Genomic DNA, 20990 nt, shown 5'->3' with positions numbered 1-20990 from the left:
GCCGGCGGCCACGTACTTCATGCCTTCGCGCACGATGGCCTGGGCCAGCACGGTGGCGGTGGTGGTGCCGTCACCGGCGTTGTCGCTGGTCTTGGAAGCGACTTCCTTGACCATTTGGGCGCCCATGTTCTGGAGCTTGTCCTTGAGCTCGATCTCCTTGGCGACCGACACACCGTCCTTGGTGACGGTGGGGGCGCCGAACGAGCGCTCGAGCACGACGTTGCGGCCCTTGGGGCCCAGCGTGACCTTGACCGCGTTGGCCAGGATGTTCACGCCCTCGACCATGCGGTGACGGGCGTCAGCGCCGAAAACGACGTCTTTTGCTGCCATGTGTGTTCTCCGGATTCAGTGTGCGTTGGATGCTTGGGTAAGCCGGTGGCTCACTTCTCGACGACCGCGAACAGGTCGTCTTCCTTCATGACCAGCAGCTCTTCGCCGTCGACCTTGACGGTCTGGCCCGAGTACTTGCCGAACAGCACGCGGTCGCCGACCTTGACGTTCAGGGCCACGAAGTCGCCCTTGTCGTTGCGCTTGCCCGGGCCCACGGCCAGAACTTCACCCTGGTCGGGCTTCTCGGCGGCGTTGTCGGGGATGACGATGCCCGAGGCCGTCTTGGTTTCGTTTTCCAGGCGCTTGACGATCACGCGATCGTGCAACGGACGAAGCTTCATTGCATCTCCTTAGAGGCGTTGGCAATCAGTGAAGAGAAGAGCGTTCCAAAAAAGTGGGTGCTCATTCACCAGGGCGCGCGCAGAACGCGTCGCGCCGCATCGGGGCCACCCGGGGCAGGCTGTTAGCACTCCTGCCCGTCGAGTGCTAACACGCATTATAGGAGCGAGGGGCGCACTTTCAAGGCCCTGTCCGACATGCCGGCAAGGTGTCGCCCACCCGGGCGGGAGGCCCGCTAGGCCGGGTCGTCGACCGGGGGCGGGGCGTCGACGCGGTAGGTCTCGGTCGCCCACGCGCCGAAGTCCTGTCCCTGGCAGCGGGCGCTGCAGAAGGGGCGGAACGGGTTGCCCGGCGCGTAGAGGGCCGGCTGCCGGCAGGTCGGGCAGGCGACCTGGCGGGCGGGCGGCGGCACGGGGTCCGGTGGGGTGTCGGCCTGGGTGGGCATGCGGGTCAGGCGCACAAGGCGAGGTCGAAGGCGGTGTCCGCGTGGTCCGGCTTGAGCCGGCCCTCGGCGTCGGGCCGCATGAGACGCACCGACACCATGAGGCGGTGGCCGGTGATCTCGGGCACCAGCCCGGTCGAGTCGTCGATGCGCACGCGCAGCAGCTGGTAGGTGCGTCCGGCAGGCAGGCTCTGCTGGTACTGGCCGCCATGGGCGACCACCCGGTGCGGCACGCCTGCGTCGCGCAGCAGGTTCAGCAGCAGCAGCAGGGCGTCGGCCAGCGGCACCAGCGTGTCGACCCAGCGCACCAGGTCCTGTCGCCGCTGCTCCGGCGCGAGCTGCTGCCAGGCGTAGTAGCCCGGCAGGTCGAACGAGCACGTGCCGCCAGGGATGCTGATGCGGCTGCGAACGCCCATGAGCCACTCGTTGGCCGTCAGGCTGTGGCCCGCCTTGCCGGCGAGGTGGTTCAGCCGGTCATGTGCCAGGTCGATGCGCCCGATGATCTCGTCCAGCGCGCGCTCGGACACGCTCGGGTTGCCGCGAAAGCCCTGCAACTGGGCCTTGTGGCGCTCGAGCTCCTTGAGCAGGTCCGACTTCAGGTCGGCGCGCGACGCGACGTCCATGATCTCGAACAGCGTGACGAGCGCGAAGTGATGGTCCACCGCGGTGTCGCGCGGCAGCAGGGTGTGCAGCCGGGCAAACAGGTGCTCCAGCCGCAGCATCGTGCGAATGCCTTCGTTGAAGGGGTATTCGTATAGAACCAAAGCGGTGTGTCCTCGGGCGGGTGCGTGTGGATTGTTTCACACGCCCGCGCCGGGCCACCACAGCGACCACAGGCGCCGTGCGGCGTCGTCCAGCGCGGCCAGTGCCGTGCCGGCGCCGTTCACGATGACGGCGTCGGCCACCTGCCGGCGCTGCACCCGCGTGGCCTGCTGCGCGATCACGCGCCGCACCTCGGCCTCCGTCCAGCCGGAGCGGCGGATCACCCGCACCACCTGCTCTTCCTCGTCGCAATCGACCACGAGCACGCGGTCCACCCGCTGGCGCCAGTGGGCCGATTCCACCAGCAGCGGCACGTCGAAGACGATCGGCTGGCCGGGGGCGGCGCGCGCAGCGCGCAGGCGCGTCTCCTCGCCGATCATCGGATGCAGGATGGCTTCCAGTTGGCGCCGGGTCGAGGGCTGCGCGAAGACCTGCTGGCGCATGCGCGCGCGGTCGAGCGCGCCGGACGCATCGATCATCTCGCTGCCGAAGGCCTGCGCGATGGCCGGCAGCGCCGCGCCGCCAGGGGCGGTGAGCTCGCGTGCAATGGCGTCGGTGTCCACCACCAGCGCGCCCCGGCGCGCGAGGGCCGCGGCCACCGTGCTCTTGCCGCTGCCGATGCCACCGGTCAGGCCGGCCCGCAGTGGCCCGCAGGCCGTCATCGCTGGCCGATCCACCCCAGCACGCGCTCCGTGCCTGCCAGCACCACCACCACCCCACCGCCGGCCAGGAAGGGCCCGAAGGGCACGTACCGGCCCTCACGCAGGCTGCCCGACACCTTCATGGCGATGCCCACCGCCGCGCCGATGACCGAGGCCATCAGCACGATGGGCAGGATGGCCTGCCAGCCGAGCCAGGCGCCGAGCGCGGCGAGCAGCTTGAAGTCGCCGAAGCCCATGCCTTCCTTGCCGGTGGCCTTCTTGAACAGCCAGTACACCGACCACAGCGACAGGTAGCCCGCCAGCACGCCCCACAAGGCATCGATGAGCGGCAGGCCCGTCCAGCCGAGGGCCGAAGCCACCAGGCCGGCCCAGAGCAGCGGCAGCGTCAGTGAGTCGGGCAGCAGGGTGGTGTCCCAGTCGATGGCCGCCAGGGCCACCAGCACCGCCAGCACTGCACACCACAACAGGGCGACCGGCTGCGCGCCGAAACGCCAGCCCGCCGCGGCGAACAGGGCGGCGGTGAGCAGTTCCAGCAGGGGATAGCGCGGCGAGATGGGGGTGCGGCAGGCCGAGCAGCGGCCGCGCAGCGCCACCCAGCTGACGACGGGGATGTTCTCGAACCAGCGGATGGCGTGTCCGCAGGCCGGGCAGGCCGAGCGCGGCCGGGCCAGCCCGTATGGCGCGAGGCCCTCGAGACGCTGGTTCAGGTCGGCGGCGCTGGCGCCCAGGGCGCGCGGGGCGTCCGCGTCGAAGGTGCGGCGGAAGGAGTCACCGTCGCCCAGCGCATGGGCCACGTCGGCCCACCAGTCGCGCTCCATCATGCGCGGCAGCCGGTGCACCACCACGTTCAGGAAGCTGCCGATGGCCAGCCCCAGCAGGGCCAGCACGGGAACCGAGAGCCACCATGTGGCCGCCGCCTGCCCGCCCAGCACGTCAGACCACCTGGCCGAGCTTGAAGATCGGCAGGTACATGGACACCACGATGCCGCCGATCAGGCCGCCCAGGAAAACGATGATGATGGGCTCGAGCAGGGTGGACAGCCCCTTGACCATCTCGTCCACCTCTTCCTCGTAGAAGTCGGCGGCGCGCGAGAGCATGTCGTCCAGGGCGCCGGACTCCTCGCCGATGGCCGCCATCTGCAGGACCATGTTGGGGAACACGCCTGTCTGCGTCATCGACGTGGTGAGTGCCGTGCCGGTGGCCACGTCGCGCTGGATCTGCTGGGTGGCCAGCGCGTAGACGGAGTTGCCAGCGGTGCCGCCCACCGAGTCCAGCGCCTCCACCAGCGGCACGCCGGCCGCAAACATGGTGGACAGGGTGCGGGTCCAGCGCGCGATGATGGACTTGCGGATGAGCTCGCCGAAGACGGGCAGGCGCAGCAGGAAGCGGTCCATCGCGAACTGCACCTTCTCGGAGCGCTTCCAGGTCTGCAAGAAGGTGTAGCCGCCGCCGAAGATGACGCCGAAGATCAGCCACCAGTAAGACACGAAGACCTCGCTCATGGCCATGACCACGAGCGTCGGGGTGGGCAGCTCGGCGCCGAAGGACTTGAAAACGTCCTTGAACGAGGGGATCACGAAGATCATGATCACCGTGACCACCACGAAGGCCACCACCATCACCGAGATGGGGTAGATCATCGCGGACTTGACCTTTTGCTTGATGGCGAGCGTCTTCTCCTGGTAGTGCGCCAGGCGCGTGAGCAGTTCCTCCAGGATGCCGCCGGCCTCGCCGGCTTCCACGAGATTGCAGTACAGCGCGTCGAAGTACTGTGGATGGCGGCGGAAGGCGGACGAGAGGTTGGTGCCGGTCTCCACGTCGGAGCGGATGTCCATCAGCAGTCGCGTCAGCCGCGGATTCGGGCTGCCCCGGCCGACGATGTCGAAGGCCTGCAGCAGCGGCACCCCGGCCTTCATCATGGTGGCGAGCTGGCGCGTGAAGACGGCGATGTCCTTCGCCTTGATGGCCTTGCCGCCACCGGAACGCCGCTTCTTGATCTTGGTGACCATGACGCCCTGGCGGCGCAGGCTGGCACTGACGGCGGCTTCGCCGCCGGAGCGGACTTCGCCACGGACGACCTTGCCGTTGCGGTCCTTGCCCTCCCATTCGAAGATGAACTCTTTGACGTCTTTTGCGGCTGCTGCAGTTGCCATGGCGCCTCCGGTCGGTGCCTGAAGATCGGTATCGTGTGTGGCGATGCATGCAGCCCTGGCGGGCCGACGCATCCCCGCTTATTCGTTGGTCGCGGCGATCACTTCCTCGAGCGAGGTCACGCCCAGCCGCACCTTGAGCAGGCCGGATTGGCGCAGGTCGCGCACGCCCTCCTTCTGGGCCTGCGTCGCGATGTCGATCGCGGAGCCGAGGGCGAGGATGATGCGCTGGATCGCCTCCGTGACCGGCATCACCTGGTAGATACCGACGCGGCCTTTGTAGCCGTTGTTGCAGCTGCCGCAGCCCACGGCCCGGAACGGCGTCCAGCTGCCGTCGAGGTCGGATTCGGCGTAGCCCGCCTTGAGCAGCGCGGGCCGGGGGTAGTCGGCCGGCTGCTTGCAGTTGTCGCAGAGGCGGCGCACCAGGCGCTGCGCGGTGATCAGCAGCACGCTGGACGCGATGTTGAACGGCGCGACGCCCATGTTGAGCAGCCGCGTGAGGGTGGACGGTGCATCGTTGGTGTGCAGGGTGCTCATCACCAGGTGCCCGGTCTGTGCCGCCTTGATGGCGATGTCGGCCGTTTCGAGGTCGCGGATCTCGCCCACCATGATCACGTCGGGATCCTGGCGCAGGAAGGCCTTGAGCGCCGACGCGAAAGTAAGACCGGCCTTGTCGTTGACGTTGACCTGGTTGATGCCCGGCAGGTTGATTTCCGCTGGATCCTCCACGGTGGAGATGTTCACGCCGGGTTGATTCAGGATGTTCAGGCAGGTGTAGAGCGACACCGTCTTGCCCGAGCCCGTGGGACCGGTGACCAGCACCATGCCGTACGGCCGGTGGATGGCGGCCATCAGCCGATCCTTCTCCATGGGCTCGTAGCCCAGCGCCTCGATGCCCAGCTTGGCGCTGGAGGAATCGAGGATACGGATCACGATCTTCTCGCCGAACAGCGTGGGCAGGGTGCTGACCCGGAAGTCCACCGAGCGGTTGCCGAAGCGCAGCTTCATGCGCCCGTCCTGCGGAACGCGCTTCTCGGAGATGTCCAGCCGCGAGATCACCTTGATGCGCGACGCCAGCTTGTCCTTGATGGCGATGGGCGGCTGGGTGATCTCGCGCAGCTCGCCGTCGACGCGGAAGCGCACGCGGTAGTTGAACTCGTAGGGCTCGAAGTGCAGGTCGGACGCGCGCATGTTGATCGCGTCGATCAGCATCTTCTGGAGGAAGCGCACCACCGGCGCGTCTTCCACCTCGCTGACCACTTCGGCCGGGGCGGACTGGCCGGTATCGTCCTCGGCCACCTCGAAGTCGAACTCGCCGCCCGAGATTGCCTCCAGCGCTTGGGCGGCGGGGGCCGCCTGGGCGTCGATGAGGCGGCTGAGCTTGTCATGCTCGACCAGCACCCACTCGGGTGCCAGCTGCGTGGCGAACTTGATGCGCTCGGTGGCTTCCTGGTCGGTCGGGTCGGCGCAGGCCAGGAACAGGCGGCTGCCCCGCTTGGACAGCGGCAGCACCCGGTACTGGCCGATGAGCTTGGCGTCCAGGATGCTGCGCGGCAGGCGCTGCGCATCCACGGCGTCCAGGTCAAGCAGCGGCACGGCCAGCGCCGTGGCCAGGCTGTGGGCCAGCGCCGAAGGCGTCAGGTCGCCGGCTTCCATCAGCGCGGCGACGAAGCTGGTGCGCTTCTCCCGGGCGGCGGCGGCCAGTTCCTCCGCACGCTGCACCTTCAGCTTGCCCCCGTGCACCAGCACGCGGGCCACGCCGGACAGGGCGGAAGAGGGGGCTTCGGTCAGCGTATCCACGAAGAAGGCATCGGTTGGAGGCGGAGCCCCGGCTGGCGCAGCACGGATGGACCCCGATCGGCGATCATCGCCGATGGCCGAGTCAAATGTAAACGCGGTGGGGGGTGGCGATCCGGTGGAGTGAACACCTCGTCACGCTTCGTGTCCACCGTGAGACAAGGTTTTCACGGTTCGGCGCATCGTGGCGATGAAAAAAGCCGCCTCGAGGGCGGCTTCTTCGGTGGCACGTGGCCAGGATCTGGTCGGGGTGAGAGGATTCGAACCTCCGGCCTCTACGTCCCGAACGTAGCGCTCTACCAGGCTAAGCTACACCCCGATGGTCTTGTTGTTGGGCTGCGCTATGCGGAGCGCTCAACCGACCGAGCACATAATTCTAGCAGAGCTTCTCGGGCCGCCGACGGCGGCAACGCAAAAAGTCGCTCGCGTGCCACGTTGGCCTCCGTGCGTGCGGCCTCCCGCGTGGCTTCCAGCGCGCCCGTGCGGCGCACGATGCCGATGATGTCGGGCAGGCGCTCCACCTCGCCGTGCTCGATGGCGTGGCGGATGAGCTCGCGGTCCTGCGGGGTGCCGCGCTCCATCGCCACCAGCAGCGGCAGGGTGGGCTTGCCCTCGCGCAGGTCGTCGCCCACGTTCTTGCCCAGCGCCTGCGTGTCGCCCTCGTAATCGAGCAGGTCGTCCACGAGCTGGAACGCCGTGCCCAGCGCTCGGCCGTAGTCGGCGCATGCCGACTCCACCTCCGACGAGGCGCCGGCGATCACGGCGCCCAGGCGGGCGCTGGCCTCGAACAGCTTGGCGGTCTTGTAGCGGATGACCTGGAGGTACGCCGGCACGGTGATGTCCGGGTCGTGCATGTTCATCAGCTGCAGCACCTCGCCCTCCGCGATGACGTTGGTCGCGTCGGCCAGCACCTCCAGCACGCGCATGCGGTCGAGCGACACCATCATCTGGAAGGCGCGCGAATAGAGGAAGTCGCCGACCAGCACGCTGGCGGCATTGCCGAACATGGCGTTGGCAGTCGCGCGACCGCGGCGCAGCGAGGACTCGTCCACCACGTCGTCATGCAGCAGCGTGGCCGTATGGATGAACTCCACGATCGCCGCCAGCTCGTAGGGCTCCGGTCCTTCGTGTCCCAGCGCCTGGGCGAACAGCAGGACGAGCCGCGGGCGGATGCGCTTGCCACCCGCACCGATGATGTAGTGCGAGATCTGCTCGATGAGCGCCACTTCGGACGACAGGCGGTCGCGGATCACCGCGTCGACCCGCGACATGCCGTCGGCCATGAGATCCTGCACGGGCGAAGCCGTCGTCGGCGAATCCAGGGTGGGCATGGCAGGAGGCGTCAGGGCGAGGCTGGGCAAAGCGGACGATTATAGGAAGCGCGTGGCCGTGCACCCGGTCACGGCCGCCGTCGATGGGAGACCCCCATGCTCCTGGGCGGAATCTGCTAGAATCTTCGGCTTCGTCCGGAATGGGCCGGGCGGAGCTATCCCAACTCGAGTCATTCGAGAGGCACACATGTACGCGGTCATAAAAACCGGTGGCAAGCAATACAAGGTTGCTGCTGGCGAAAAGATCAAGGTAGAACAGATTGCTGCGGACGTTGGCCAGGAGATCGTCATCGACCAGGTGCTCGCCGTCGGCAACGGCGCGGAGCTGAAGGTCGGGGCCCCCCTGGTGAGCGGCGCCACGGTCCAGGCAAAGGTCGTCTCGCACGGCCGCCACGACAAGGTGCGCATCTTCAAGATGCGTCGCCGCAAGCACTACCAGAAGCACGGCGGCCACCGCCAGAACTACACCGAGCTGGAAATCAGCGCGGTCAACGGCTGATTCGGCCGCTAGCGCAGGAGTTGCACCACCATGGCACAGAAAAAGGGCGGCGGTTCCACCCGGAACGGCCGTGACTCCCAGCCGAAGATGCTCGGCGTGAAGGTGTTCGGCGGCCAGGTCATCCCGGCCGGCTCGATCATCGTCCGCCAGCGCGGCACCAAGTTCCACGCCGGCACCAATGTCGGCATGGGCCGTGACCACTCGCTGTTCGCGCTGGTCGACGGCACCGTGACCTTCCAGGTCAAGGGCGCCCAGAACCGCCACACGGTGAGCGTCACCCCGCTGGCCCAGTAAGGGCTCCAGCATCCGTCGCGCGGCCCTCACCGGCCGCGCCCGATGACCGAAGCCCCGGCCTGCCGGGGCTTTGCCGTTTGTGGGCCGCCCTGGCGGCGCTGCCCCGCGGCTACCATTCCTGCACCATGAAGTTCGTAGACGAGGCCACCATCGACATCGCCGCCGGCCACGGCGGGGCCGGCTGCGCGAGCTTCCGGCGGGAGAAGTTCATTCCGTTCGGCGGGCCGGACGGCGGAGACGGCGGCCGGGGCGGCAGCGTGTGGGCGGTGGCCGACCGCAACCTCAACACGCTGATCGACTACCGCTACGCCCGCCGCCATGAAGCGAAGAACGGCGAGGCGGGCCGCGGCTCCGATTGCTTCGGCGCCGCCGGCCCCGACATCACGCTGCGCATGCCGGTGGGCACCATCATCACGGACGTCGACACCGGCCGCGTGCTGGCCGAACTGATCGAGCCGGACGTGCCGGTGCTCATCGCCAAGGGCGGTGACGGCGGCTTCGGCAACCTCCATTTCAAGAGCAGCACGAACCGCGCGCCGCGCCAGAAGACGCCCGGATGGCCCGGCGAGGCGTTCAAGGTGCGTCTGGAGTTGCGTGTGCTGGCCGACGTGGGCCTGCTGGGCATGCCCAACGCCGGCAAGTCGACGCTCATCACCGCCGTGTCCAATGCGCGGCCCAAGATCGCCGACTACCCCTTCACCACCCTCCATCCCAACCTGGGCGTGGTGCGTGTGGGGCCGGAGAAGAGCTTCGTCGTGGCCGACATCCCCGGGCTGATCGAGGGCGCCTCGGAGGGCGCCGGCCTGGGGCACCAGTTCCTGCGCCACCTGCAGCGCACGCGGCTGCTGCTGCACGTGGTGGACCTGGCGCCCTTCGACGACGGTGTCGACCCGGTGCAGCAGGCCAAGGCCATCGTGCAGGAACTGCGCAAGTACGACGAGACCCTGTACGACAAGCCGCGCTGGCTGGTGCTGAACAAGCTGGACATGGTGCCGGCCGAAGAGCGCGAGAAGCGGGTCAAGGACTTCGTCAAGCGCTACAAGTGGAAGGGCCCGGTGTTCCAGATCTCCGCGCTGGCGCGCGAGGGCCTGGAGCCGCTGATCCACGCCATCTGGGACCACGTGGCCCGCGAGAGCCGCCCGCCGGCGCCCGAGCCCGATCCGCGCTTCGACCGCGACGAGGACACGCCCGACCCCCGCTTCAGCCGGCCCGCCCCCGACGAGGAGGACGGTCGATGACCACCGGGCCGGGGCCTCTCGCGGCGGCACGCCGCATCGTGGTGAAGGTGGGCTCCAGCCTGGTCACGAACGAGGGCCGGGGCGTGGACGCCGAGGCCATCGGCCACTGGTGCCGCCAGCTGGCGGCGCTGGCGGCGCAGGGGCGCGAGGTGGTGATGGTGTCGTCCGGGGCGATTGCGGAGGGCATGAAGCGCCTGGGCTGGACGACGCGACCGAAGGAGCTGCCCGAGCTGCAGGCCGCGGCCGCGGTGGGCCAGATGGGCCTGGCACAGATGTACGAGCGCAAGCTCTCGGAGCACGGCGTGGGCAGCGCGCAGGTGCTGCTGACCCATGCCGACCTCGCTGACCGCGAGCGTTACCTGAACGCGCGCTCCACGCTGCTCACGCTGCTGGGGCTGAAGGTCATCCCGGTCATCAACGAGAACGACACGGTCGTCAACGACGAGATCAAGTTCGGCGACAACGACACGCTGGGCGCCCTGGTGGCCAACCTCGTGGAAGCCGATGCGCTGGTGATCCTCACCGACCAGCGCGGCCTGTACTCGGCGGACCCGCGACGGGACCCGGCCGCGGTGTTCGTGGACGTGGCGCAGGCCGGGGACCCGGCGCTCGAAGCCATGGCCGGGGGGGCTGGCACGTCGATCGGGCGTGGCGGCATGATCACCAAGATCCTCGCCGCCAAGCGTGCCGCTCGCAGCGGCGCGAGCACCGTGATCGCCTGGGGCCGCGAGCCGGACGTGCTGCTGCGGCTGGCCGCTGGCGAGCGCATCGGCACCGCGTTGCTGGCGCGCATGCCCAAGGTGGCCGCGCGCAAGCAATGGATGGCGGACCACCTCCAGCTGCGCGGTGCGGTGCGGGTGGACGACGGCGCGGTGATCAAGCTGCGCGACGAAGGCAAGAGCCTGCTGCCCATCGGCGTGGTCGACGTGGAAGGCGATTTCCACCGCGGCGACGTGATCGCCGTGCGCAGCCTGGCCGGCGCCGAGGTGGCGCGCGGCCTGGCGAACTACTCCAGTGCAGAGGCCCGCCTCATCGCCCGCAAGCCCTCGTCACAGATCGGCGGGCTGCTGGGCTACGAGAGCGAGCCGGAGCTCATCCACCGCGACAACCTGGTGCTGAGCTGAGCCGGCCGATCGGCGCGATCGGCGGCGCGGCTCAGACTGCGTCGGGCGGATCGCCGGGCATGGCGCCGGGCGGCAGCGCGGGCGTGCCGTTGCCGGGCTCACCGGGGCGTCGCCGCTCCCCCTCGCGTCCGTGAGGCCGCATGCCGCTGCGCAGGTAGCGGTTGTGGTGGTGGCCCTTGGGCAGGAAGCGGGCGAGTTCGGTCAGTGCCAGCTGGTAGACACCGCGCTTGAACTCGATCACGACGTCCAGCGGCACCCAGTAGTCGTTCCATCGCCAGGCGTCGAACTCCGGGTGGTCGGTGGCGCGCAGGTTCATGTCGCTGTCGCGGCCCATGAGCTTGAGCAGGAACCAGATCTGCTTCTGGCCCTTGTAGTGGCCGCGCGCATCCTTGCGGATGAAGTGGTCGGGCACCTCGTAGCGCAGCCAGTCGCGCGTGCGGGCGAGGATCTGCACGTGCTCGGGCAGCAGCCCCACTTCCTCGTGCAACTCGCGAAACATCGCCTGCTCAGGCGATTCACCGTATTTGATGCCCCCTTGCGGGAACTGCCAGGAGTGGGTGCGCAGGCGCTTGCCCCAGAAGACCTGGTTGCGGGAGTTGAGCAGGATGATGCCGACGTTCGGCCTGTAGCCTTCACGGTCGAGCATAATCAAACCCCAATTTCTGAACTGAAATCAATATAGCACCGGCAGCATGGGCGGCGCAGGCCCTCGCTTTCACTGAGCGTGCGCCGGGCGCCCTCATCACCCATGAAAGCCAGCCAGTTCTTCATCTCCACGCTCAAGGAAGCGCCCGCCGACGCCGAGGTGGTCAGCCACCAGCTGATGATGCGTGCCGGCATGATCAAGCGGCTCGGGGCCGGCATCTACAACTACATGCCCATGGGCCTGCGGGTCATCCGCAAGGTGGAGGGCATCATCCGCGAGGAGATGAACCGGGCCGGCGCCGTGGAACTGCTGATGCCGGTGGTGCAGCCGGCCGAGCTGTGGCAGGAGTCGGGCCGCTTCCAGGCCTACGGCCCCGAGCTGCTGCGGGTGAAGGACCGGCACGAGCGTGATTTCGTGATCCAGCCCACCAGCGAGGAGGTCGTCACCGACATCGCGCGCCAGGAGCTGCGCAGCTACAAGCAGCTGCCGAAGAACTTCTATCACATCCAGACCAAGTTCCGCGACGAGCGCCGCCCGCGCTTCGGCGTGATGCGCGGCCGTGAGTTCACCATGAAGGACGCCTACTCCTTCGACCGGGACCAGGCCGGGGCGCTCAAGAGCTACCAGGTGATGTTCGATGCCTACAAGCGCATCTTCGACCGCTTCGGCTTGCAGTACCGCGCCGTGGCGGCCGACACCGGCAGCATCGGCGGCGACGCCTCGCACGAGTTCCAGGTGATCGCCGAGACCGGCGAGGATGCACTGGTCTACTGCCCCACCAGCGACTACGCCGCCAACATCGAGCTGGCCGAGGCGCTGCCCTTGCTGGCCGGGCGCGGCGCGGCCTCGCAGCCGCTCGCCAAGACGCCCACGCCGGGCAAGAGCACCTGCGCCGATGTGGCCACGCTGCTGGGCCTGCCGCTGCAGCAGACGGTGAAATCGCTGGTGCTGGCCACCGACGAGAAGAACGAGGCCGGCGACATCGTGAAGACGACGGTGTGGCTGCTGCTCGTGCGCGGCGACCACGACCTCAACGAGGTGAAGACCGGCAAGCTGCCCGGGCTGAAGGTGGGCTGGCGCTTCGCCACCGTGGCCGAGATCGAGGAGCACTTCGGCTGCAAGCCGGGCTACCTGGGCCCCATCGGCATGAAGAAGCCGGTGAAGGTGGTGGCCGACCGCACGGTGGCCCACATGGCCGACTTCGTCTGCGGGGCCAACGAGGTCGATTACCACTACACCGGTGCCAACTGGGGCCGCGACCTGCCCGAGCCGGACCTGGTGGCCGACATCCGCAACGTGGTGGCGGGTGATCCCTCGCCCGACGGCAAGGGCACGCTGGCCATCCAGCGCGGCATCGAGGTGGGCCACGTCTTCTACCTCGGGACCAAGTATTCCCTGGCGATGGGGGCGAACTTCCTGGACGAGACCGGCAAGCCGCAGCCCTTCCAGATGGGCTGCTACGGCATCGGCGTCACGCGCATCCTGGGCGCGGCCATCGAGCAGAACCACGACGGCCGCGGCATCATCTGGCCGCCGGCCATCGCGCCCTTTGCCTGCGTGCTGTGCCCCATCGGCTACGACCGCTCGGCGGACGTGAAGACGGCCGCCGATGCGCTGTACGCCGAGCTGCTCGCGGCGGGCGTGGACGTCCTCCTGGACGACCGGGGCGAGCGGCCGGGCGCGATGTTCGCCGACTGGGAGCTGATCGGTGTGCCGGTGCGGGTGGTGCTGTCCGACCGGGCGCTGAAGGAAGGCGCCCTGGAGGTACAGGGGCGGCGCGAGGCCGAGGCCGCCAAGGTGGCGGTGGCCGGCGTGGTGGCCGACGTGCGGGCGCGTCTCGGCCAGTGAGCGCCGCGCCCGCGCCCGCCTGCCCGCACCGCCGCGCGTGGCTGCGCGCGGCGGCCGCCGGCGTGGCGGCCGGGCCGCTCGCGGGGTGGCCGGGCCTGGCCCTGGCCGGCCGGCAGGCCGAGGAGCCGCTGGCCGACGCGGTGCGCACCGCCCTGTCGGCGTCGATCGCCAACAGCGCCCCGCCCCAGCCGCGCTTCGACAGGATCGAGGACCGCATCGCCTACCTGCGTTGGCTGGGCGAGATGAGCGACCGGCTCAAGAAGCGAAAGTCAGAGCGGCAGACGCGCATCGAGTTCCTGGAGACGCTCTGGTACGAAAGCAAGCGGGCCAGCCTGGAGCCCGCGCTCGTGCTGGGGCTGGTCCAGGTGGAAAGCGGCTTTCGCAAATACGCGATCAGCGTGGCCGGCGCGCGCGGCTACATGCAGGTGATGCCTTTCTGGGCCCGGGTGATCGGCGACGGCGACGCATCGCGCCTGTTCCACATGCAGACGAACCTGCGATTCGGCTGCGTCATCCTGCGCCACTACCTGGAGCGCGAGCGTGGGGACCTGTTCATGGCGCTGGGCCGCTACAACGGCAGCCGCGGCCGTGCCGAGTACCCCAATGCCGTGATGGGCGCACGGCGCCAGTGGCTGATGCCGGGGCAGACCTGAGCCCCCTCGGGCCTACAGGCCGGCCCAGCGGCGCGGCGCGGCATCGGCCACACCGAGCAGTTCGATCACCCGCTCCACCGTGTCGTCCACCAGGGCGTCCACCGACTGGGGGCGGTGGTAGAACGCCGGCAGCGGCGGAAAGACGACGGCGCCCATCTCGGTGACGGCCGTCATGTTGCGCAGGTGGGCCAGGTTGAACGGGGTCTCCCGCACCATCAGCACCAGCCGCCGGCGCTCCTTCAGGGTGACGTCGGCCGCGCGCGTGAGCAGGTTGTCGCCGAAGCCGTGCGCGATGGCCGCCAGGGACTTCATGGTGCAGGGCGCCACCACCATCGCGTCCACGCGGTGGCTGCCGCTGGCGATGCAGGCGCCCACGTCGCCGGCGGCATGGCTCTCGGAGGCCAGGGCCTCCAGTTGGTGGCGATCGAGGCCCAGCTCATGGTGCACATTGAGCACCCCGGCCGGCGTGGCCACGAGGTGCGTGTACGCACCGAGCGCGCGCAAGCGCTCGAGCAGGCGCACCGCATAGACGGCACCCGACGCGCCGGTGACGCCGACGACGATGCGCGCAGGTGCGCTGGAGCCGGGCACGGCCGGTTCAGGCGGTCAACATCTGCTGCAGTTCGCCCGACTGGTACATCTCCATCATGATGTCCGAGCCGCCGACGAACTCGCCGTTGACGTAGAGCTGCGGAATCGTCGGCCAGTTGGCGTATTCCTTGATGCCCTGGCGAATGGCCTCGTCGTCGAGCACGTTGACGGTGGCGAGGTCGTTCACGCCGCAGGCCTTGAGCACCTGGACGGCGCGGCCGGAGAAGCCGCACATGGGGAACTGCGCCGTGCCCTTCATGAAGAGGACCACCTTGTGGCCCTTGACGATCTGGTCGATGCGCTGCTGGACGTCGCTCATGGAATGCTTTCGAGAAATGCGTTCGCGGGCCTCATGGCCCGAAGTCGGCTTTATAGACCAAAGGCGGGGCCTTCGGCCCGCGCCGTGGCCTTGGCCCTGCGGCCAGCCTCAGAACGCGTACGAAAGGTTGACCTGGAGCACCGGCGAGAGCTGCATCGCCCGGAACATGTCGTCCAGGCCCTCGCTGCCGGACATCACGCGGCCGAAACGGACTGCCTCATTCGGCCGGGTGGCTGCCACGCCGAGATCGGCCGACACGCCCAGACCCGTGCGCGCCCACCAGGCGCTGTAGCCCATGCCCAGGTAGGGCATGGCGCCACCTTCGGCGTCGGTGGCGCCCGCCGTGGGGCGCCACAGCATCTCGCCGGGGGTCGCACCGGCCGGTGAGGCCAGCGAGAGGGCCGAGGCGCCGACCAGCAACGCGCCGGTGGCGCGCAGGCCACCGCTGGACCCCAGGCGCCCCCAGCCGAGGTAGCGGTCGCCCGCCAGCAGCGCGGGGCTGCTGGCCAGCGTGGCCGAGGACCACGAAGTGGCCAGCGGCGCGGGGGCGCTGAATGCCCACCGCGCCTGCCAGGGGGCCCAGGTCTCGCTGGCGTCGGCGGCCGCCTTGAGCCCGTCGCCCGAGACCCCATGGGCGCGCGCCTGCAGCGGCACGGCCAGGCAGACGGTGCACAGGGGGATCCACAAAGCAAGTTGGCGGCGCATGGCAGGCTCCCGACGGCTCGTGTTCAAAGCCGTTGAAGCATGCTACTGCCGGCCCCTCCACGGCGCGCGTGAAATGGCACCGCCCCCCCAATGGTGTTGCGGGCTCTTACAGAAAGAAGGGACGATCTGATACCGCGTCCGACGTCAGCCGCTCCAGCGACCGCCCGTGCACCGGCGGTGGCCGGCCAGGTCCTGCCGGTGTTGGACCTCGCCGAACCCGGCGTCGTGCAGCAGCGTCGCCACGGTGTCCGCCTGGTCCCAGCCGTGCTCCAGCAGCAGCCAGCCGCCGGGAGCCAGGTGCGCCGGCGCGTGCGCGGCCAGCCAGCGCAGGCTGTCCAGGCCGTCGCCGCCCGGGGTGAGGGCCATGGCCGGCTCGTGGCGAAGGGCGTCCAGATGGGGGTCGTCCCCGGCGATGTAGGGCGGGTTGCTGAGCACCAGGTCCACGCGGCGGCCCGCCAGCGGCTCGAACCAGGAGCCGTGGTGCCAGGTCACCGGCAGCCCCAGGCGCTGGCCGTTGGCCCGCGCCACGGCGAGCGCCGGGGCGCTGGCATCGACGGCCTCCACCCGCGCCGCGGGATGACGGTGGGCCACGGCCAGCGCGATCGCCCCGCTGCCCGTGCCGAGGTCCACGACGGCGGGCGCGCTGCGGTCGGCCAGGTCGCCAGCCAGCAGCGCCAGCGCCCAATCCACCAAGGTCTCGGTATCCGGTCGAGGCACCAGCACCGCCGGCGTCACCTGCAACGTCAGCCCGTGGAACTCCCGTTCGCCCACCAAGTAGGCCAGCGGCTCCCCGGCGGACCGTCGGGCGCACAGGCGGGCGAAGGCCTCGGCCGAGGCGGCGGGCAGCGGGTCGCCGTCGTGTGCGATCAGCCAGGCCCGCGGCCGTGCCAGCACATGCCCCAGCAGCAGCTGGGCATCCAGTCGGTCCAGGCCCTGGCCGATGGCCGCGGCCAGCGCATGGCCCACGGTGGCGCTCATGTCGGCTGCCCGCTTTCCAGCGCGGCCAGTTGCTGCTGCGCCCGGTGGGCCTGCAGGGCAGCCACCACGTCGTCCAGGTCGCCCTCCATGATCTGCCCCAGCTTGTACAGCGTGAGGTTGATCCGGTGGTCGGTCAACCGGCCCTGGGGGAAGTTGTAGGTGCGGATGCGGTCCGAGCGGTCACCCGAGCCCACCAGCGCCTTGCGCGTGGCGGCCTCCTGCGCCTCGCGGGCGCTGCGCTCGCGGTCGCGCAGGCGCGCCTGCAGCACGGCCATCGCCTTGGCCTTGTTGCGGTGCTGCGAGCGGTCGTCCTGGCACTCCGCCACGATGCCGGTGGGCAGGTGGGTGATGCGCACGGCGCTGTCGGTCTTGTTGATGTGCTGCCCCCCGGCGCCGCTGCTGCGGTAGGTGTCGATGCGCAGCTCGGACGGGTCCAGCGTGACTTCCTCGGCGGCGTCCGGTTCCGGCATCACGGCCACCGTGCAGGCGCTGGTGTGGATGCGCCCCTGCGACTCCGTGGCCGGGACCCGCTGCACGCGGTGGCCGCCCGACTCGAATTTCATGCGGCCGTAGACGCCATCGCCGTCCACGCGCAGGACCAGCTCCTTGTGGCCGCCCAGGTCGGAGGGGCTGTCGCTCATCACCTCGGTGCGCCAGCCCTGGCGCTCGGCGTAGCGCAGGTACATGCGGGCGAGGTCGGCCGCGAACAGGGCCGACTCCTCGCCGCCGGTCCCCGCGCGGATCTCGATGAACGCCGCCCGGTGGTCGTCGGGGTCGCGTGGCAGCAGGGCGGTCTGCAGGGCCGCATGCAGCTGCGCCAGTTCCTCCTGCGCCCCGGCGAGCTCCTCCCGCGCCATCTCGGCCATGTCCGGGTCGTCCAGCATCTCCTGGGCGGTGGCCAGGTCGCGCTCACGCTGTTCGAAGCGGCGCAGCAGCCCCACCACCTGGGCTGCCTCGGCCTGCTCGCGCGCCAGGCTGCGGTAGCGCGCCATGTCGGCGGTCACCTGCGGGTCGGCCAGGTTGGCGTCCAGCTCGTCCAGGCGCATGGCGAGGCGGTGGAGCTGCTGGCGAAGCGAGTCTTTCATGGGCGCGGCGGGATGGGCGACGGGGCAGGGCAGGCACACCGCCGGCGGGGGGCGGACGGCCTCGGGCCGCGTCAGGCGCGCGGCACGGACACGGGCCAGCGTCGCTAGAGCTTGTCGCCGGCGGACGGGGCGTCCGCCACCGGGCTGCGGGTGGCCTGGCGCAGGAACAGTCGCGAGACCCATTCGGCCGTCGCCTGCCGCGATTCGCCTTCCGCGGCGCGCAGCTCGGCCAGGGCGCCGTGCATCATCTTCTGGGTGAGCGCACGCGACAGCGCGTCCAGCACGGCGTCCACATCGTCCCCGCGGGCCAGCAGCTTGCGCGCGCGCGCCAGCTCGGCGGCCCGCCACTCGTCGGCCTGCTGGTTCAGGGCCTGGATGAGCGGCACGCTCGCGCGCTGGTCCAGCCAGTGGGCGAAGTTCTGCACCCCGGCGTCGATGATGGCCTCGGCCTGGGCGACGGCGGCCTGGCGCTTCTCGCCGGCCGTCTGCACCACCTCGGTGAGGTCGTCCACGGTGTAGAGGTAGACGTCGGACAGGCGGGAGACCTCGGGTTCGATGTCGCGTGGCACGGCGAGGTCCACCATGAACATCGGGCGGCGGCGGCGGGCCTTGAGGGCCCGCTCCACGGCGCCCAGGCCGATGATGGGCAGGGTGCTGGCCGTGCACGAGATCACCGCGTCGAACTCGTGCAGCCGCGCCGGCAGGTCGGCCAGGCGCAGCGCCTGGGCGCCAAAGCGGGCCGCCAGCTTCTCGCCACGCTCCAGCGTGCGGTTGGCCACCGCCATCTGGCGCGGCTCGCGGGCGGCAAAGTGGGTGGCGACCAGTTCGATCATCTCGCCGGCGCCGACGAACAGCACCCGCGTCTCGCGCAGGTCCTCGAAGATCTGCGAGGCCAGGCGCACCGCCGCCGCGGCCATGCTGATGGAATGCGCGCCGATCTCGGTGGAGCTGCGCACTTCCTTGGCCACCGAGAACGAGCGCTGGAACAGCTGGTGCAAGGTGGTGCCCAGCGTGCCGGCCGCATCGGCGCCGCGCACGGCCTCCTTCATCTGGCCGAGGATCTGCGGCTCGCCCAGCACCATGGAATCCAGGCCGGAGGCCACGCGGAAGGCGTGCCGCGCGGCCTCGCGGCCTTCCAGCACATAGGTGTGCTGCATCAGGGTGCTGCCGTCGACGCCGCCCTGGCCGGCCAGCCAGTCGATGGCCGGTCGCACCAGCTCGCGGCCCGCCCCCGGCATGCCGGCGACGTACAGCTCGGTGCGGTTGCAGGTGGACAGGATGGCCGCTTCGGGCGTGCTGCGGTGCCACTGGCCCTGCAGCGCGCGCAGCGCCGGGGGCAGCTGATCGGGCGGAAAGGCGAACCGGCCGCGCAGGTCCAGCGGCGCGGTGTGGTGGTTGAGCCCGAGCGCAATGACACTCATGGCGGCGATTATAAAATTCGACCCCCTTGTCCGCGGGGGTGGGGCCGAAGCGGCCGCACCGTGCCCTTGAGGTGCATCAAGCCGCGGGCCCCGTCTTCCCCTTGTTCCCTGGCACCATGGGCCCGCTCGACGCGTTGTGGCACCTGCTGAACTTCTTCGCGCCCGCCGTGGGGGTGGGCCTGCTCGCGGCTGGCCTGGCCAAGCTGGCCTGGTGGAGGGCGCTGAAGGCGGTGCCCTACTGGCGGCTGGCGCGGTGGGCGACGGGCGCCGGGGCGCTGGCGCTGGCGGTCGGGCTGGTGGTCTTCGGCCGCGACGGCAAGATGGCCACCTACGGCCTGCTGGTGGCCGCCACGGCCGGCGTGCTGTGGTGGCACGGCCCGCGCCGCATCGCCTGAGCAGGCGGCGGGGCGGACCTCAGGCGGGCGCCGTGTCCCGCGTCACCACTTCTCCGCGCAGCGAGTGCGGCAACGCCTCGGTCACGGTCACGTCCACCATCTGCCCCACCAGTCGGGGGCTGCCGGCGAAGTTGACGATGCGGTTGCACTCGGTCCGGCCCATCAGCTCGGCGGCGTTCTTGCGCGACGGGCCTTCCACCAGGATGCGCTGGCGCGTGCCCACCAGGGCGGCGCTGTAGCGGCGCACGTTGTCCTCGAGCTTGGCCTGCAAGGCCTGCAGCCGCGCCAGCTTGGCCTCGTGCGGCGTGTCGTCGGCCAGCGCCGCGGCGGGCGTGCCCGGCCGCGGGCTGTAGATGAAACTGAAGGACGCATCGAAGCCGATGTCGTCGATGAGCTTCATGGTCCGCGCGTGGTCGTCCTCGGTTTCGCCAGGGAAGCCCACGATGAAGTCGGAGCTCAGGCTGATGCCCGGGCGCACCGCGCGCAGCTTGCGGATCGTGCTCTTGTACTCGAGCACGGTGTAGCCGCGTTTCATCGCCATCAGGATGCGGTCGGAGCCGTGCTGCACCGGCAGGTGCAGGTGGCTCACCAGCTGGGGGATGCGCCCGTAGGCGTCGACCAGGCGCTGGGTGAACTCGTTCGGGTGGCTGGTGGTGTAGCGGATGCGCTCGATGCCGGGGATCTCGGCCACGTACTCCAGCAGCAGGGCGAAATCCGCGATCTCCGCCGTGTCGCCCATGGCGCCGCGGTAGGCGTTCACGTTCTGGCCCAGCAGCGTGATCTCCTTGACGCCCTGGTCGGCCAGGCCGGCCACCTCGGTGAGCACGTCGTCGAAGGGGCGGGACACCTCCTCGCCACGGGTGTAGGGCACCACGCAGTAGGTGCAGTACTTGGAGCAGCCTTCCATGATGGACACGAAGGCGGAGGCGCCCTCCACCCGCGCAGGCGGCAGGTGGTCGAACTTCTCGATCTCGGGGAAGCTGATGTCCACCTGCGGCCGGCGCTGGGCCTGGCGCTGCTCGATCATCTGCGGCAGGCGGTGCAGCGTCTGCGGGCCGAAGACCAGGTCCACGTAGGGCGCCCGCTCGATGATGGCGGCACCCTCCTGGCTGGCGACGCAGCCGCCCACGCCGATCAGCACGCCCTTCTTCTTCAGGTGCTTGATGCGACCGAGGTCGGAAAAGACCTTCTCCGCGGCCTTCTCGCGCACGCTGCAGGTGTTGTAGAGCACCAGGTCGGCCTGCTCCACGTCGTCCGTGGGCTCGTAGCCCTCGGCGGCGCGCAGCACGTCGGCCATCTTGTCCGAGTCGTACTCGTTCATCTGGCACCCGAAGGTGCGGATGTAGACCTTCTTGGTCGCGGTCGTCATGGTGGTGTGCT

The 20990-nt window shown here is 69.9% G+C and carries 24 protein-coding genes and 1 tRNA gene; 7 read left to right on the top strand and 18 right to left on the bottom strand.

Annotation, left to right across the window (positions count from 1 at the left end; all coding sequences use genetic code 11):
- From ACE3UN_RS16075 to ispB, 10 genes are all read right to left on the bottom strand, one after another.
- On the bottom strand, window positions 1–330 hold a 330-nt coding region (locus tag ACE3UN_RS16075), incomplete at its 3' end, for a TCP-1/cpn60 chaperonin family protein (RefSeq protein ID WP_374675986.1).
- A gap of 50 nt (window positions 331–380) precedes the next feature.
- Window positions 381–671 (bottom strand): co-chaperone GroES, encoded by a 291-nt coding sequence (gene groES, locus ACE3UN_RS16070; RefSeq protein WP_324153026.1) that lies wholly within the window; start codon window positions 669–671, stop codon window positions 381–383.
- 233 nt (window positions 672–904) lie between these two features.
- Window positions 905–1129, bottom strand: coding sequence for a DNA gyrase inhibitor YacG (locus ACE3UN_RS16065; RefSeq protein ID WP_374675985.1), 225 nt, complete (start codon window positions 1127–1129; stop codon window positions 905–907).
- Window positions 1120–1875, bottom strand: coding sequence for a cell division protein ZapD (gene zapD, locus ACE3UN_RS16060; protein WP_374675984.1), 756 nt, complete (start codon window positions 1873–1875; stop codon window positions 1120–1122). Before zapD ends, ACE3UN_RS16065 begins: the two co-directional genes overlap by 10 nt.
- A 36-nt stretch (window positions 1876–1911) precedes the next feature.
- The gene (gene coaE, locus ACE3UN_RS16055) at window positions 1912–2535 is read right to left on the bottom strand and encodes a dephospho-CoA kinase (protein WP_374675983.1); all 624 of its coding nucleotides are present in this window, start codon (window positions 2533–2535) and stop codon (window positions 1912–1914) included.
- A complete protein-coding gene (locus ACE3UN_RS16050; protein WP_374675982.1) occupies window positions 2532–3467 on the bottom strand; it encodes an A24 family peptidase in 936 nt (311 codons plus the stop codon). The genes coaE and ACE3UN_RS16050 overlap by 4 nt, the downstream gene beginning before the upstream one ends.
- 1 nt (window position 3468) lies before the next feature.
- Window positions 3469–4689, bottom strand: a complete 1221-nt coding sequence (locus tag ACE3UN_RS16045; RefSeq protein ID WP_374675981.1) for a type II secretion system F family protein — start codon at window positions 4687–4689, stop codon at window positions 3469–3471.
- 78 nt (window positions 4690–4767) lie between these two features.
- Window positions 4768–6486 carry a type IV-A pilus assembly ATPase PilB gene (pilB, locus tag ACE3UN_RS16040; protein WP_374675980.1) on the bottom strand — a complete coding sequence of 573 codons (1719 nt, stop codon included), beginning with the start codon at window positions 6484–6486 and terminating at the stop codon, window positions 4768–4770.
- A gap of 239 nt (window positions 6487–6725) precedes the next feature.
- Window positions 6726–6802 (bottom strand) — tRNA-Pro (locus ACE3UN_RS16035).
- A 22-nt stretch (window positions 6803–6824) separates the two neighbouring features.
- Window positions 6825–7814, bottom strand: coding sequence for an octaprenyl diphosphate synthase (gene ispB, locus ACE3UN_RS16030; protein WP_374675979.1), 990 nt, complete (start codon window positions 7812–7814; stop codon window positions 6825–6827).
- Between the two features lie 187 nt (window positions 7815–8001).
- On the opposite strand from ispB, the gene rplU reads away from it, so the two are divergent.
- From rplU to proB, 4 genes are all read left to right on the top strand, one after another.
- Complete coding sequence (rplU, locus tag ACE3UN_RS16025) at window positions 8002–8313, top strand: 50S ribosomal protein L21 (RefSeq protein ID WP_374675978.1); 312 nt, start codon at window positions 8002–8004, stop codon at window positions 8311–8313.
- A gap of 30 nt (window positions 8314–8343) precedes the next feature.
- Window positions 8344–8607 carry a 50S ribosomal protein L27 gene (rpmA, locus tag ACE3UN_RS16020; protein WP_374675977.1) on the top strand — a complete coding sequence of 88 codons (264 nt, stop codon included), beginning with the start codon at window positions 8344–8346 and terminating at the stop codon, window positions 8605–8607.
- A 125-nt stretch (window positions 8608–8732) separates the two neighbouring features.
- Window positions 8733–9845 carry an Obg family GTPase CgtA gene (gene cgtA, locus ACE3UN_RS16015; RefSeq protein ID WP_374675976.1) on the top strand — a complete coding sequence of 371 codons (1113 nt, stop codon included), beginning with the start codon at window positions 8733–8735 and terminating at the stop codon, window positions 9843–9845.
- Window positions 9842–10969 (top strand): glutamate 5-kinase, encoded by a 1128-nt coding sequence (proB, locus tag ACE3UN_RS16010; RefSeq protein ID WP_374675975.1) that lies wholly within the window; start codon window positions 9842–9844, stop codon window positions 10967–10969. Before cgtA ends, proB begins: the two co-directional genes overlap by 4 nt.
- Window positions 10970–11000: 31 nt before the next feature.
- On the opposite strand, the gene ACE3UN_RS16005 is transcribed toward proB, so the two are convergent.
- The gene (locus ACE3UN_RS16005) at window positions 11001–11615 is read right to left on the bottom strand and encodes an RNA pyrophosphohydrolase (protein WP_374675974.1); all 615 of its coding nucleotides are present in this window, start codon (window positions 11613–11615) and stop codon (window positions 11001–11003) included.
- 102 nt (window positions 11616–11717) lie between these two features.
- On the opposite strand from ACE3UN_RS16005, the gene ACE3UN_RS16000 reads away from it, so the two are divergent.
- Both ACE3UN_RS16000 and ACE3UN_RS15995 read left to right on the top strand, forming a co-directional pair.
- The gene (locus ACE3UN_RS16000) at window positions 11718–13463 is read left to right on the top strand and encodes a proline--tRNA ligase (protein ID WP_374675973.1); all 1746 of its coding nucleotides are present in this window, start codon (window positions 11718–11720) and stop codon (window positions 13461–13463) included.
- Complete coding sequence (locus ACE3UN_RS15995) at window positions 13460–14116, top strand: lytic transglycosylase domain-containing protein (protein WP_374675972.1); 657 nt, start codon at window positions 13460–13462, stop codon at window positions 14114–14116. Before ACE3UN_RS16000 ends, ACE3UN_RS15995 begins: the two co-directional genes overlap by 4 nt.
- Before the next feature lie 12 nt (window positions 14117–14128).
- On the opposite strand, the gene ACE3UN_RS15990 is transcribed toward ACE3UN_RS15995, so the two are convergent.
- The 6 genes from ACE3UN_RS15990 to hemA all read right to left on the bottom strand — a co-directional run bounded on the left by ACE3UN_RS15990 (window position 14129) and on the right by hemA (window position 19215).
- The gene (locus ACE3UN_RS15990; protein ID WP_374675971.1) at window positions 14129–14707 is read right to left on the bottom strand and encodes a UbiX family flavin prenyltransferase; all 579 of its coding nucleotides are present in this window, start codon (window positions 14705–14707) and stop codon (window positions 14129–14131) included.
- A gap of 7 nt (window positions 14708–14714) precedes the next feature.
- Window positions 14715–15026 carry a Grx4 family monothiol glutaredoxin gene (grxD, locus tag ACE3UN_RS15985; RefSeq protein ID WP_374675970.1) on the bottom strand — a complete coding sequence of 104 codons (312 nt, stop codon included), beginning with the start codon at window positions 15024–15026 and terminating at the stop codon, window positions 14715–14717.
- 108 nt (window positions 15027–15134) lie between these two features.
- Window positions 15135–15731 carry a hypothetical protein gene (locus ACE3UN_RS15980; RefSeq protein WP_374675969.1) on the bottom strand — a complete coding sequence of 199 codons (597 nt, stop codon included), beginning with the start codon at window positions 15729–15731 and terminating at the stop codon, window positions 15135–15137.
- Window positions 15732–15875: 144 nt separating this feature from the next.
- Window positions 15876–16709, bottom strand: coding sequence for a peptide chain release factor N(5)-glutamine methyltransferase (prmC, locus tag ACE3UN_RS15975; protein ID WP_374675968.1), 834 nt, complete (start codon window positions 16707–16709; stop codon window positions 15876–15878).
- On the bottom strand, window positions 16706–17794 hold the full coding sequence (prfA, locus tag ACE3UN_RS15970; RefSeq protein WP_374675967.1) for a peptide chain release factor 1: 1089 nt from the start codon (window positions 17792–17794) through the stop codon (window positions 16706–16708). Before prfA ends, prmC begins: the two co-directional genes overlap by 4 nt.
- A gap of 104 nt (window positions 17795–17898) precedes the next feature.
- On the bottom strand, window positions 17899–19215 hold the full coding sequence (gene hemA, locus ACE3UN_RS15965; protein WP_374675966.1) for a glutamyl-tRNA reductase: 1317 nt from the start codon (window positions 19213–19215) through the stop codon (window positions 17899–17901).
- 116 nt (window positions 19216–19331) lie between these two features.
- Here hemA and ACE3UN_RS15960 point away from each other — a divergent pair, with 116 nt between their 5' ends.
- Window positions 19332–19610: a hypothetical protein gene (locus tag ACE3UN_RS15960; RefSeq protein WP_374675965.1), complete on the top strand. Its 279-nt coding sequence runs from the start codon at window positions 19332–19334 to the stop codon at window positions 19608–19610.
- 19 nt (window positions 19611–19629) lie between these two features.
- Here the strand turns inward: ACE3UN_RS15960 and miaB are convergent, their stop codons facing one another.
- Window positions 19630–20979, bottom strand: coding sequence for a tRNA (N6-isopentenyl adenosine(37)-C2)-methylthiotransferase MiaB (gene miaB, locus ACE3UN_RS15955; RefSeq protein ID WP_374675964.1), 1350 nt, complete (start codon window positions 20977–20979; stop codon window positions 19630–19632).
- Window positions 20980–20990: the final 11 nt, after the last annotated feature.

The organism is Ideonella sp. (genome assembly GCF_041918995.1).
In the GTDB taxonomy this organism is placed as follows: Bacteria; Pseudomonadota; Gammaproteobacteria; order Burkholderiales; family Burkholderiaceae_C; genus Ideonella.
This window is presented reverse-complemented; position numbering and strand designations above follow the sequence as displayed.